This is a genomic window from Marinicella rhabdoformis (genome assembly GCF_009671245.1).
GTDB classification, from domain to species: domain Bacteria; phylum Pseudomonadota; class Gammaproteobacteria; order Xanthomonadales; family Marinicellaceae; genus Marinicella; species Marinicella rhabdoformis.
This window is the reverse complement of sequence record NZ_VTFS01000002.1, coordinates 23829-36368: the sequence shown is the minus strand read 5'-3', so window position 1 is coordinate 36368 and position 12540 is coordinate 23829. Positions and strand designations below refer to the sequence as shown.

General features: G+C 42.6%; 14 protein-coding genes and 1 other RNA gene. 5 read left to right on the top strand and 10 right to left on the bottom strand.

Annotated elements, in window-relative coordinates; genetic code table 11:
- Nucleotides 1-90: 90 nt before the first annotated feature.
- The 5 genes from FET73_RS06430 (at nt 91) to rpiA (ending at nt 2029) form a co-directional block, all read left to right on the top strand.
- Nucleotides 91-294: a TIGR02449 family protein gene (locus tag FET73_RS06430; RefSeq protein WP_154223129.1), complete on the top strand. Its 204-nt coding sequence runs from the start codon at nt 91-93 to the stop codon at nt 292-294.
- Entirely contained in the window at nt 291-587 is a 297-nt protein-coding gene (locus FET73_RS06425; protein WP_154223128.1) for a cell division protein ZapA, read from the top strand. Before FET73_RS06430 ends, FET73_RS06425 begins: the two co-directional genes overlap by 4 nt.
- A 12-nt stretch (nt 588-599) precedes the next feature.
- A non-coding RNA gene (gene ssrS / locus FET73_RS06420) (6S RNA) lies at nt 600-787 on the top strand.
- An 18-nt stretch (nt 788-805) separates the two neighbouring features.
- Nucleotides 806-1357 (top strand): 5-formyltetrahydrofolate cyclo-ligase, encoded by a 552-nt coding sequence (locus tag FET73_RS06415; RefSeq protein ID WP_154223127.1) that lies wholly within the window; start codon nt 806-808, stop codon nt 1355-1357.
- A gap of 12 nt (nt 1358-1369) precedes the next feature.
- Nucleotides 1370-2029, top strand: a complete 660-nt coding sequence (gene rpiA, locus FET73_RS06410) for a ribose-5-phosphate isomerase RpiA (RefSeq protein ID WP_154223126.1) — start codon at nt 1370-1372, stop codon at nt 2027-2029.
- Between the two features lie 55 nt (nt 2030-2084).
- On the opposite strand, the gene FET73_RS06405 is transcribed toward rpiA, so the two are convergent.
- The 10 genes from FET73_RS06405 to ndk form a co-directional block, all read right to left on the bottom strand.
- Nucleotides 2085-3251 carry an FAD-dependent monooxygenase gene (locus FET73_RS06405; RefSeq protein WP_154223125.1) on the bottom strand — a complete coding sequence of 389 codons (1167 nt, stop codon included), beginning with the start codon at nt 3249-3251 and terminating at the stop codon, nt 2085-2087.
- Nucleotides 3248-4456, bottom strand: a complete 1209-nt coding sequence (locus FET73_RS06400; RefSeq protein ID WP_154223124.1) for an FAD-dependent oxidoreductase — start codon at nt 4454-4456, stop codon at nt 3248-3250. Before FET73_RS06400 ends, FET73_RS06405 begins: the two co-directional genes overlap by 4 nt.
- The gene (purF, locus tag FET73_RS06395) at nt 4449-5918 is read right to left on the bottom strand and encodes an amidophosphoribosyltransferase (RefSeq protein WP_154223123.1); all 1470 of its coding nucleotides are present in this window, start codon (nt 5916-5918) and stop codon (nt 4449-4451) included. The genes FET73_RS06400 and purF overlap by 8 nt, the downstream gene beginning before the upstream one ends.
- A 3-nt stretch (nt 5919-5921) precedes the next feature.
- Entirely contained in the window at nt 5922-6548 is a 627-nt protein-coding gene (locus tag FET73_RS06390) for a CvpA family protein (RefSeq protein ID WP_154223122.1), read from the bottom strand.
- On the bottom strand, nt 6545-7558 hold the full coding sequence (locus FET73_RS06385; protein WP_154223121.1) for an SPOR domain-containing protein: 1014 nt from the start codon (nt 7556-7558) through the stop codon (nt 6545-6547). Before FET73_RS06385 ends, FET73_RS06390 begins: the two co-directional genes overlap by 4 nt.
- 3 nt (nt 7559-7561) lie before the next feature.
- Nucleotides 7562-8839 (bottom strand): histidine--tRNA ligase, encoded by a 1278-nt coding sequence (gene hisS / locus FET73_RS06380; RefSeq protein ID WP_154223120.1) that lies wholly within the window; start codon nt 8837-8839, stop codon nt 7562-7564.
- A 406-nt stretch (nt 8840-9245) separates the two neighbouring features.
- Entirely contained in the window at nt 9246-10154 is a 909-nt protein-coding gene (locus FET73_RS06375) for a helix-turn-helix domain-containing protein (RefSeq protein ID WP_154223119.1), read from the bottom strand.
- A gap of 15 nt (nt 10155-10169) precedes the next feature.
- On the bottom strand, nt 10170-10907 hold the full coding sequence (gene pilW / locus FET73_RS06370; RefSeq protein WP_154223118.1) for a type IV pilus biogenesis/stability protein PilW: 738 nt from the start codon (nt 10905-10907) through the stop codon (nt 10170-10172).
- A 1-nt stretch (nt 10908) separates the two neighbouring features.
- Nucleotides 10909-12009, bottom strand: coding sequence for a dual-specificity RNA methyltransferase RlmN (gene rlmN, locus FET73_RS06365; protein ID WP_154223117.1), 1101 nt, complete (start codon nt 12007-12009; stop codon nt 10909-10911).
- 3 nt (nt 12010-12012) lie between these two features.
- Nucleotides 12013-12432 carry a nucleoside-diphosphate kinase gene (ndk, locus tag FET73_RS06360; RefSeq protein ID WP_154223116.1) on the bottom strand — a complete coding sequence of 140 codons (420 nt, stop codon included), beginning with the start codon at nt 12430-12432 and terminating at the stop codon, nt 12013-12015.
- Between the last annotated feature and the right edge of the window lie 108 nt (nt 12433-12540).

Sequence of the window (12540 nt, the reverse complement as noted above, 5' to 3'; positions counted from 1 at the left end):
AAACTTGGGCATTATTTCTCATCTATTTGTTGACCTTGATTTCATAAAACCCTATAGTATTTGAGCCCGTATTTGTTAATTTTGGACGTCATGAAAGACATTGAACTATTAGAAGCATCAGTCAGTCAATTAATTGAAGCATTTCAAAAATGCCAGACAGAGAATAACCTGTTGAAAGAAAAACTATTGACCATAAATACTGAAAAATCCCAGTTATTATTAAAAAATGACCAAGCAAAAAATCGCTTAGAGTCAATGATTTCACGATTAAAAACTTTAGAGCAAAGCGCATGAGTCAACAAAAAATCAGTGTACGTATACTTAATAAAGAATACCAGTTCGCCTGTGAAGATCACGAAAGGGCTTCATTGATTGCTGCGGCCGACTGTTTAGACAATGCCATGCGAAGCATTAAATCCATGAACAGCACCATGAGTAATGACAAAGTCACATTAATGGCTGCCATGAATATAGCTCATGAGTTAATTAAAGCCCAGCAACTGTTAGAGCAACATAACAGTGAAATCGTGAATCCCATCAAAAAACTGAATGAGAAACTTGAACAAGCTTTAAGCCAAGGCGTATAATTTGAGCACAGATGTTAACTGCAGTGTTCGAGGTTGTGTTTGCATATGCCTTGGCCCTAATTATACTTAACAGGGTGTCTTTTTCAAACTTCAGTGTGCATGCTCACCATTGCAGTGAGAAGCCTTAGAATTTGAAGGGCATCCGCCTTGAACCTTTGGTTCCAGGGACGCGGGCTCAATACGGCACAAGTGGTTAACATCTCTACCCCTTTTAAACCATGAATGACAAAAACAGCATCAGGCAACAACTCAAATCCAAGAGACAAGCCTTGACCGCTGACCAAGTCACTCAACACAGCCATTCTATCTGTCAAAAAATCATTAATACTTATTTAGATGGTACACACAAACACATTGGCATTTACCTCCCTTTTGGCAATGAAGTGAACTTACAACCCTTGTTATCAACAGATTCCAGCTGTTACATCCCCAGCATCAACAAGCTCAACATGCAGTTTCAATTATGGACTGAAAGCTTAAAGATACAACCGCATTCACTTGGCATGAAACAACCGTTGTTTATCGACAACTTACCTGAAGCAGAGTTAGACATTTGCTTCATGCCCCTTTTAGGTTATGACAAACAGAGCAATCGACTCGGCATGGGTGGCGGCTTCTATGACCGTTACTTTGAAAACAACAGACACAACACAAAGCTCATTGGTGTCGCGCATGATTGTCAGTTTTGGCCATCATTGCCCCATGATGACTGGGATGTTACACTGGACGGTATAGTGACTGAGTCACAACACCTCATTTTTCAAAAATAAACCAACCACCACATGAATCAAGACGAACTGAAAAAGAAAGTGGCACAAGCTGCCATAAAATACATCAATGAAGATGACATGACTTTGGGCATTGGGACTGGCTCAACTGTTAATGCTTTTATTGACCTGTTACCACAAGTCCGAGATAACATCCGCGCTTGTGTATCAAGCTCTGAAGCCTCAACTGAGCGCTTAAAAGCACTGGGCTTTGAAGTGATAGAACTGAATCAATCCGGCGGCTTGTCTTTGTATATTGACGGTGCAGACGAATGTGATGCACACAACCGCTTAATCAAAGGCGGCGGCGGCGCATTAACACGTGAAAAAATCATCGCAGCAGCTTCTCAAAAATACATTTGTATCGTTGATGAAAGCAAAATGGTTGATTTACTTGGTTCATTTCCTTTACCCATAGAAATCATTCCCATGGCCAGAAGCATGGTGGCCAGAAAAATGGTGGCGCTAGGCGGTCAACCCATATACAGAGAAGGCTTCGTTACCGACAACGGTAATTGGATACTCGATGTACACAATTTAAAAATTATAGACCCTGTTGAACTTGAAACTAAAATCAATCAAATTCCAGGTGTGGTATGTAATGGTTTGTTTGCACTTCGCGGCGCCAATACCACTTTAATCGCAATGAAAGACGGCGAAATCAAACAACAATAAACATCAAACTGATGCCTGCGATTCAAATACCATGAATTCGCAGGCACTTCACAAGTTAGCTGCCTGCTTGTGACATCAACCAATTTTTCAACGGCTTGATTCTGTCGATGGTGTTCATACCCATGGCACGAATCCAAGGCAAAGGCGCTTTCTGCTGAGTAAACAGATGATGTACCGCATCGATCATCAACATACTTTCAGTGACTTTCGACTTTCTCACCCTTTGGTATTTTTTCAGCACAAGGTTCAATGCATCTGTATCTTTAAGGGATGTCTTCGACAATTGTTCTGTTAACCAAGCCACATCGGACAACCCCAGATTCACACCCTGACCAGCCAGCGGGTGAACCACATGCGCCGCATCACCAAGTAAAACCACGCGGCCTTTGACATATTGAGCGGCCTGTTGTTTGCGCAACGGAAATGCCGCACGTTTTGAGATTAACTCAGGCATACCCATGTCACGGTTAATGTGCGCCTTGAGTCCATGACAAAACTTTTGATCATCACAAGTCAACCATGTGTCCACCGCATCATTCGCCAGACTCCAAACAATCGAAAACACACCGTTACCAACAGGCAAAATCCCAACAGGACCTGTGGGGTTAAATGCCTGAAAAGCCGTTTCAGCTGTAGCCTTGTCTAATTTGATATAACAAACAATACCCTGCTGCCCATAATCAGATTGGTTTATGTCAATACCCGCTTTGTTTCTGATGGGTGAACCGGCACCCTCTGCTGCAAGCAAAAGACCTGCATTAATGTGTGTGTCATTAGACAAATTTACCCGCACTTTACGGCCTAAATCTTCAAACGCTAAAACTTCAGTTTGATAGCAAATTGTCACCCCATTTTGAGTAGCCAAAGCGGCTGTAGCAGCTGCAACCACATGATTATTTTCAACAATCGAGCCCAACTTTTTACCACCTTCCTGCGTGAACTTCAAAGCCGCATCGGATCGGTTATCCCAAACTGACATGTGGCGATAAGGACCTAAGCGACTTTGATTGAAATGCGCCCCCATCCCCAAAGCATCAAACCACTGCCAATGCTTTTCAGCCATGGCAGACACCCGAAGCTGTTTTTCTTGGGAACCATCCCATACTGGCTTAGTACCTCGCTCAACCAACAAAACACGGTCAAATTGTTGAGACAAGGCCAATGCGGCAACCAAACCAACCATGCCACCACCAGAGATGACCACATCATAAGTTTGACTCATGTTTTCAGCCCTCCTGCCCTTTCAAATAAATAGTTTTTAATTGCTGGCACAGCGTCAGCCGTTAACAAACCAACGGAACGCATGCCATTGACCAATGGCGAATTGATTTGAAACCATGTCATCAAGTCATCGGTATAATTCAATGTGGCCTTTTGATCTTCTTCAGAGTCTGATTGGTAGCGCATTAACAATTTCATATCGCTCAAACACTGACCTTTTAGGTGCGCCTCCCCCATGATGTTAACCAAACGTCTGATGCCTCGCACCGCCAAATTCAATCCTTGCGCTGAAACTGGACTGACCGCATGAGCTGCATTCCCCATTAACACAACAGATTGAGCAATTTGATTAGGCACCTTCACTTGGTAAATAGGGTAACTGCTGCGACGCCCTAATTGAGTCAACCGCCCCATTCGAAAAGACAATTGTTGCTGAAGCGCCGATATAAAATCCTGTTCATCCAACTCAAGCAACTGCTGTGCTTGATCACTTTCTACTGACCACACCAGTCCACAACGACCCTGATGGAAAGGCAACAATGCCAATGGACCACTTTGTGTCAATCGTTCAAAAGCACAACCTTGATGGCGCTTATCAAACAGTACATTACAAACCAATGCTGTTCTTTTGTAAGACTTGACTTCACTGGTTAAACTCAATTGTTCACGCACTGCAGATCGTGCGCCATCTGCTGCAACCATAACAGCTGCATTGAAGGTTAAAGCTTGATTGTTATGTTGGACTGATAATTGAACGCCGTTTTGATTGGTTTCAAAATTGTTGAGTTGTGCAGATGTTTTTGTGGTGATGCTTTCATGTGCATTGACTGCTTGCCACAGCACTTGAGCTAAATCTTTTGCACCAACAACAGCACCTAACTCAGACAGACCAAAGGAAGACGCTGAAAAATTAACCACACCGAAATGACCTTGGTTGCTGACATGAACATATTCAATAGGTACCACTTGATCTTCAAGCTTTTGCCAAATCCCTAAATCACGCCAAAAAGACATACTGGCAGGGTTGACAACCAAAGTTCTGTCATCAAAAGAAGCCGCCGATACTGCAAAGGCATCTTCTGCCTGTGCTTCTAATAACAACACGCTCAATCCAGCCTGAGCCATAGCCAAAGCACAGCCCATGCCCACCATACCGCCGCCAACTATGGCGAAGTCAAACCAAATATCGTTTTCAGGTTCAGCCATTTCCTTTTTTGGCTTGGTCGTTTCGCTTGTCACTCACTTGATTGAAATACTCAGAATCGACACCCGTAACATACTCATTAGAGAAACATGACGAATCAAAGCGATCGATCTCTTGATTACCTTCTTTGCAAGCCGCCTCCAAATCTTCCAAAGTTTGGTATATCAAACCATCGGCACCCAACAATTCACAGATTTCTTCTTCCGTTCGGTTATGTGCGATCAACTCTTCTGAAATCGGCATATCTATACCATAAACATTGGGGTAGCGGACTGGTGGCGCAGCTGATGCAAAATACACTTTATTGGCGCCGGCTTGTCTGGCCATTTGTATGATTTGCTGTGACGTTGTACCGCGTACGATGGAGTCATCAATCAACAACACATTCTTTCCTTTGAACTCCAAGGGTACCGCATTTAATTTGCGGCGAACGGATTGAATTCTTTGCTCTTGCCCTGGCATGATGAAGGTGCGGCCTATGTATCGATTTTTAATAAACCCTTCTCTGAACTTCACATCCAAATGGTAGGCCAATGGAATGGCGCTAACACGTGAAGATTCAGGAATTGGAATCACCACATCAATGTCATGATCAGGCCAGCGTTCTAAAATTCTTTCTGCCAGTTTTTCACCCATTCGCAACCGGGCTTTATACACCGAGACATCATCAATCATTGAGTCTGGCCTGGCGAAATAAACGTATTCAAAAACGCAGGGAGAAAGTTGTGTTTTTGTGGCACACACTTTGGTTATCAACTGGCGGTCTTCGGTGATGATAATGGCCTCACCTGGCGCCACATCATCAATCAACTCAAAATTATGAGAATCTAAAGCAATACTCTCAGAAGCCACCATGTATTCATCACCCGCTTCGCTTTTACGCACGCCATAAACCAATGGCCTGATGCCATTTGGATCACGAAAAGCCACGATCCCGTAGCCCGGGATAATCGCCACATTGGCATAGGCGCCTTGACAGCGCTTATGAACGCGAGATACGGCATGGAATATCGCTTCAGGCGTGATGTGTAAGCCTGATGCATTTTGTAATTCATGGGCAAACACATTGAGTAATACTTCTGAGTCAGACTGCGTATTGATGTGCCTGCGGTCTTCAACAAACAGCTCTTCTTTCAATTGTTCGGCATTATGTAAATTACCATTGTGTGCCAAGGCAATACCAAAAGGTGAGTTCACATAAAAAGGCTGTGCTTCTTCAAAATTACTCGAACCCGCGGTTGGATAGCGAACATGACCAATGCCTGACTTTCCTTTCAGTTTTTGTGCTGCCTCAGAACTGAAAACATCGCTGACCAAACCGTTGTTCTTGACCAACTCTAACTTGCCTTGGTCACAAGTCGCCATACCGGCAGCATCTTGGCCGCGGTGCTGTAGTATGGTCAAACATTCATAAATGGTTGACGCCACATCATTGTTACTGATTATTCCTACGATTCCGCACATAGTTTAAATGTCCTGTGAAGTTTGCTCTGGTTTGGTTGTTTCTGTATCTTCTGGGTCGCTCTGTACAGGCGGCTCAGCGGCTTCTGGTTCTGTAGACTCAGGAAATCCTGGAGTCAATGTTTTTTGTAATGCTTCTGGACTGATGAAATTAAAATATTCTGACATTTCATCTGGCATTTTTTGTTTGACCCAATCGGCCAACTTAGAAAAATGTGGTTGTAATTTGGCTTCAGTCCACCAAGGGTCTTGTGAAAATGGCGTTGCTTTTAAAAACAGCACCAGTGCAGTCACTGCAACCACACCCCTACCCAAGCCAAAGAACATACCAAAAAAACGGTCACTGGCACCTAATCCGGTTTTTTTCACCATCGTGCCGACCAAATAATTTATCAAACCACCAATAATCAATGCGACCAAAAATAAAGCAATAAAAGCGATCAAATGTCGCGCTGAAGGCAATTCTATATAGGGTGTTAAAGCGGTAGCTCCATTGTCAACAAAGGTCCAGGCAACCCAAAATGCACCTACCCAAATCAAAAGTGACAACACTTCTCTAATCAACCCCCTGAACATACTGACAATGACTGAGAGTGTCAGGATGCCAATGATGGTTATATCAAACCAATTCATGATTCAACAGGCAGACCAGGCTCATGGGTTTTAATCAATCCAGTGATTCTCAATCGATTGCTGATGTCAGCTTGGGCTTTTTGGGCATCCGCTTTTTCCATCAAAGGACCCACTCGCAACCTGAAACGGTTTTCACCTTTGCTGTTTTTGATTCTGTCTACAAAGCCCGAAAAGCCTGCGGCTTTGACTTTATTCCGTAATTCAATGGCATTGTCCTTGGCAGAAAAACTTCCCAGTTGAACCACCCAGCCCAACTGCCCAGTTTGCGCCAATGCATCGACTTGCTTGGCATCCATACTTTGCACAGAGGGTTGACCAATATTGAGCTTCAAAGCATTAACCGCTTTCACATACACCTCAGCCTTGGATTTGCTTTGATACATGTCTGCAGACCAAACGTGATATAAGTTTCTGGTCGCATCTTTTTCTACCAATGACCTGATTTTCTTTTGCAATAACTGTGTTTTGACTTTTTGTGCATTGGCTTGCTTTGAAAAGCTGCCTAATTTTACTCGATATGCCAAACCAATGGCCTCAACAGGCGCAGAACGTTTCGGCTTATCCTCAGCTGCTGGCTTTACTGTGGTTTCATTTTGTTTATTTTTTTGAGTCACCTTGGTGTCAGGTTTGGCCTCAACCTCAACAACTGGATCTGGTTCAGCTTCTACCACCGCTCGTGCCGTTTGCTCTTCAGCTTGCTTTTCTTCCTCAGCCTTGTCAATCAAAACAGGTTGAACTACTGATTGTTGCTTTTGGTTTTCAGCCGTTGACACGTTTTGCTGTGCCAGCGTTACATCACCTTCTGGCAAGTTAAGCTTCTGATCTGTAACAGGCTTATCGATTTCAAAGGTTTTAACCTCTAAATCACTCGGCGAGTCTGGAATCTCAATGCTGATGTTTTGGTTTTGTTGCTTGACCCCGTCACCATCAAATAGCATCGGGACAAATATAATCGCCAATGCGATGATAACTGACGCGCCAATTAACCGTTGTTTCAGCTCTTGATCCATGAATCACCTTTCAAATTGTTTTGATAAAAAATCAATCAAAGCGTCTGGCGCCATGGTTTGCTGTTGAAATTCACGGTCAACCATAGATTTCACTGAAACGACACCTTCATTCTGCTCTGCTTCACCCAATATTATAGCGAACCTGGCACCTGATTTATCGGCTTTTTTGAATTGTGATTTAAAAGACGCTTCCCCCATGTTGCAGACTAAGCGAACATTCGGCAATGCTTTCCTGATAACTTCAGACAACTTCAGCCCATGTTGTGCACTGACTGCCTTGTCTCGAATTAAATACACATCGGCAAGTCGATCAGCCTGCCATAGGTTGAGGTCTTTAATCAACTCAACCAGTCGATCAACACCCATAGCAAAACCTGTCGCAGGTGTCGGTTTACCGCCTTGCATTTCAACCAACTTATCATAGCGGCCACCAGCACAAATCGTGCCTTGTGCACCTAAATCTTCAGTAATCCACTCAAAAACATTGTGACTGTAATAATCTAAGCCACGAACCAAATTGCGGTTAATCACATAATCGAGACCACAAGCATCTAATGCATCAAGCAACCCTTGAAAATGTGATTTGGCCTCATCACTTAAATAATCAGCAATCTGTGGTGCATCTTTGATGATGGCCTTGATGGCAGGGTTTTTAGAATCCAGTATTCGCAACGGATTGCTGTGCAATCTATTTTTTGCCTCATCATCCAGCACATCAATGTGTTGCTCAAAAAACTCAATCAACACATTCCTGTACGCTTCACGACAAGTCTGTGTTCCTAAAGTATTCAATTCCAAACGCACATTTTTTAAACCCAAAGCTTCCCACATGCGACTGGTCATCAGCAGCAATTCCGCATCGACATCCGGCCCCTCAAAGCCAAACACCTCTGCACCTACTTGAGTGAATTGGCGGTTGCGCCCTTTTTGAGGCTTCTCATATCGGAACATGGGTCCCAAATACCACAGTTTTTGTGGGTCATTGAAAATCATGCCATTTTGTAAAACCGTACGAACAGTAGACGCTGTGCCTTCTGGACGCATGCTGATGGATTCACCTTTGCGTGTCTCGAAGGTAAACATTTCTTTTTCGACCACATCCGTAACTTCACCAATGGCAGAATGGAACAAAGCCGTTTTTTCTAATACAGGGAATCTGATTTCTTGATAGCCGTACTGGTGTAATAGGCCAGTGATGGTTTGCTCTAATCGTTGCCAAATCCAAACTTCTTCGGGAGTGACATCGTACATGCCACGTAAACGGGTAACTTTATTAGCCAAAATACTGCGCCTTAGAAAAAGTGTGTATTTTATATGACGTTAGGCCACACATAAACCCAGATTAGAATTCTTTTTCAATATATTTGGACAATAACAATTGGCTAAAACTTAATCAAGCCCAAGCCAACACATACCACAAGATAGATAAATAAATCAGCACTGACACACTTAAAACCCACCAATACAATTTTTTACCTTGAGCCTTTACCAGTAATACCATCTGAACAAGCAACAACAGAGGCATACAATAAATCAACGGGACTGTGACACCCATAAAAGCAGAAAAACCCCAATCAAAACCTTTAGAGCTAGCGACAAACCAGGGCGTAAGCAATAGCGCAAACGAAAAAATCACCAACAATATGTTGATGATTTTTAAGAAATTTTTCATTTTAAATTGATGACCTTAAGAGTCTAAAGGCCAAGAGAATTTAGCTAAATTTTTATCCGCAAACTGAACCACGTCGACGGATTCTCCATTGATAGACAATGACAATTTTTCAGCGTTTCCAATCCGTAAAGACATCGGCTGATCAGACTCATAACGTCGCAAACCAGGACCAATTAAATCATGAACCACTTTTTCACCTGCCTCAGTTTTGATTGAAACCCAAGCAGCTTCTTGTAAATCAAACTCAAGAACATAAGCCAACTGTACTTCAGGTGCTTCTGCGTTATCCACTTCAGTGTCATCAGCTTGATCTGCTGCCGTTAAGCTCTCTACTGTTGAACCCACATTTTCAGTAAGACCTTGCGTTTTTTCACTTTCGCTCTCAAGCAAATCAACAGGTGTTGCTTGCTCTGTCACCACACCCTTGCCCACTTTGTGAACCGGTGGAATGATCGAAGAGTAAGTCACCGATTCTTTATCAGAGCTCAACAACTGCAATGAATCGTTTTGCCCAGGTATAACACCCCACTTGTCCCATACAAAGTAGGCACTCAAGCTAAGAACTGCTAATAAAGTCGTACCAAAAGCATAACGCCCATAATGGTTCGTCCTCAACCTGACTTTTGAAACCGAAGCAGGTAAAAATGCATCAGGCCGCTGGACATTTTTATGAGTGAGTAATTGACCTGGAATTTGACCCAAAACCAAATCAGAATCCAATTTTAATGCTTTGCAATAATTGACCACATGCCCACGTATAAATGGTGCTGCTCCAATTTTTTCAAAGGCACCAGATTCAATGTGCTCTACGATGGGTAAGCTGACACGCATATTGTCAGCCAGTTGTTTTGCTGAAAACCCAGCTTGGCTTCTGTAACCGGCCAATTCAGAAAGGGTTATTTTATTAGGTTCTATGGTTTTCATTGTTTTGGGGTCTGGTTAGTTTCTTTTTATTTGCTTTATCATACCCAAGTATCGGTTAGCTGCACGCTTGTTACCCATCTCGGTTTCAACTTCATATCCTATTTTTAAAATTCGCTCATCCAATGCTGCAACGTTTTGTAATCTTTGTAAAAAAGCCCTGGCCTTCATATAGTCACCTTTAGCAGATGACACAACCACCATGTTGTACAAAGACACAGGCAGTTTCGAATTGTACTGCAAAGCTTTTCTGAAATGAGGTTCCGCTTTGCTGTGTTGATTTGACTGCACCAAACACACACCCATATTTTCGTGTACCGTTTCTGGCGTTTTGTAAAAAGGATTAGCCAAAGTTTTTTCGTAATAACTTAAAGCCAACTCATATTCACCTTTTTGGCATAAATAAGTACCGTAATTATTTAAAATTGTTGGGTCTTTGGGTCCGTATTTCACAGACAGTTTGTAATGCCTTTCAGCATCCAACTGAGCATTCAATGTGGCATAAACTGTTGCAATAGCCGAGTGGGCAATCGCAAGCTTCGAATTATATGACAATGCCCGCTTTAATTTTTCCAAGGCAGTGTCGTAATCACCTCGCTCAAAATAAGCCACACCCATACGAACATTCAGCATCTCTTTGCTGTCAGCTGGAATGTTTTGACTGTCATTTTCTTGGTATAAATGCCCGCTCGGCTTACTGGGGTTTGACCCACAAGCAGACAAAAGAACAACAACCAAAATCCAACTGTATTTCATATTACACTAACTCCAATGCCAACTTGTTCACCTGACCCGATCGTCGGGTTCGGTCCATAAACTCACCAGCCAATTGCCCACAAGCTGCGGCAATGTCATCACCTCTGGTCTTGCGTACAGTCGTAATGTAGCCAGCTTTCATACATATTTCTTTGAACCGTTCGATGTTTTCAGGTTTTGACTGCTTAAACAGGGTGCCTGGAAACGGGTTAAAAGGTATTAAATTGATTTTACTGGGAATTTTTGACAGCAACTTGGTCAAAGCTCGTGCATGCTCAGGTTGGTCGTTTACACCGTCAATTAAAGTGTATTCCCATGTGATTCTGGCTTTTTTCTTGTCTTTGATAAATCGACGACAGGACGCCAAGAGTGTTTCAATGTTGTATTTTTTATTCAATGGTACCAGTTTATCGCGCAAGTCATCAAAAGGTGAATGCAAAGATATCGCCAAAGACACATCAGCATCCAAATTAAGCTGATCAATTTTTGAGACCATACCAGCAGTGCTCACTGTCACACGTCGATTAGCAAACCCAAAACCAAAATCATCCCTCATGATATTCAAAGCAGGTAAAACATTGCTGTAATTGGCCAATGGCTCACCCATGCCCATCATAACAATGTTAGTGATGCGTCGATTTTTTACAGGATGATGGTCTAACTGCTTGGCAGCCACCCAAACTTGAGCAATGATCTCAGCCGTGGTCAAATGTCTGTTAAACCCTTGCGCACCGGTGGCACAAAAAGTACAGTTTAATGAACAACCTACCTGAGAAGACACGCATAAAGTACCTCGATTTTTTTCAGGAATGTAAACAACCTCTACAGCATTCACTTCATCAACTTTCAACAGCCACTTGATGGTGCCATCAACTGATTTTTGTTCACTGACCAATTCTGGTACATCCAATGTAAATACCGCTTTCAACTTTTCACGCAATGTTTTGCTGAAATTACTGAATGCATCCAAATTCATTTCTCGCTCACCATAAATCCATTTCATGGCTTGAGACGCGCGAAAACGTTGCTCCCCCAAATGAAGGAACAACGCTTCTAATCCGGCTCTATCATAATCGAGCAAATGCGTGGATCTTTTTTTCAAGTATTAACTCAATTCTGTTGTTGAGAAAAAGTATGCAATCTCAACGGCTGCTGTTTCAGGTGCATCAGATCCGTGAACCGCATTGGCGTCAATGCTGTCAGCGAAGTCAGCTCGAATGGTACCAGCAGCAGCTTCTTTAGGATTTGTTGCGCCCATGATGTCGCGATTTTTCAAGATGGCACCTTCGCCTTCTAAAACTTGAACAAACACAGGGCCTGAAGTCATGAAAGAAACCAAATCATTGAAAAAAGGTCTTTCTTTATGGACCGCATAAAAGCCTTCAGCTTCAGCAGTACTCAATTGTTTCATTTTAGCTGCAACGACTTTTAAGCCTGCATTTTCAAAACGTTGAATGATTTGACCAATGACGTTTTTCGCAACCGCATCGGGCTTAATGATTGATAAAGTTCTTTCTTGTGACATTTTTTACTCCAAACTGGATATTTATTCAAGGTTTTTTCTTTAAAATCTGTGATTTACAAAGAAAAGTCAATATTACTTATAAGGATTTGTTATGTGCTATTAAGCCGC

What these genes read in the sequence shown, in the direction of transcription:
- FET73_RS06430 (WP_154223129.1), top strand. Translation starts at nt 91, where the DNA reads ATGAAAGACATTGAACTATTAGAAGCATCAGTCAGTCAATTAATTGAA.
- FET73_RS06425 (WP_154223128.1), top strand. Translation starts at nt 291, where the DNA reads ATGAGTCAACAAAAAATCAGTGTACGTATACTTAATAAAGAATACCAG.
- FET73_RS06415 (WP_154223127.1), top strand. Translation starts at nt 806, where the DNA reads ATGAATGACAAAAACAGCATCAGGCAACAACTCAAATCCAAGAGACAA.
- rpiA (WP_154223126.1), top strand. Translation starts at nt 1,370, where the DNA reads ATGAATCAAGACGAACTGAAAAAGAAAGTGGCACAAGCTGCCATAAAA.
- FET73_RS06405 (WP_154223125.1), bottom strand. Translation starts at nt 3,251, where the DNA reads ATGAGTCAAACTTATGATGTGGTCATCTCTGGTGGTGGCATGGTTGGT.
- FET73_RS06400 (WP_154223124.1), bottom strand. Translation starts at nt 4,456, where the DNA reads ATGGCTGAACCTGAAAACGATATTTGGTTTGACTTCGCCATAGTTGGC.
- purF (WP_154223123.1), bottom strand. Translation starts at nt 5,918, where the DNA reads ATGTGCGGAATCGTAGGAATAATCAGTAACAATGATGTGGCGTCAACC.
- FET73_RS06390 (WP_154223122.1), bottom strand. Translation starts at nt 6,548, where the DNA reads ATGAATTGGTTTGATATAACCATCATTGGCATCCTGACACTCTCAGTC.
- FET73_RS06385 (WP_154223121.1), bottom strand. Translation starts at nt 7,558, where the DNA reads ATGGATCAAGAGCTGAAACAACGGTTAATTGGCGCGTCAGTTATCATC.
- FET73_RS06375 (WP_154223119.1), bottom strand. Translation starts at nt 10,154, where the DNA reads ATGAAAACCATAGAACCTAATAAAATAACCCTTTCTGAATTGGCCGGT.
- pilW (WP_154223118.1), bottom strand. Translation starts at nt 10,907, where the DNA reads ATGAAATACAGTTGGATTTTGGTTGTTGTTCTTTTGTCTGCTTGTGGG.
- ndk (WP_154223116.1), bottom strand. Translation starts at nt 12,432, where the DNA reads ATGTCACAAGAAAGAACTTTATCAATCATTAAGCCCGATGCGGTTGCG.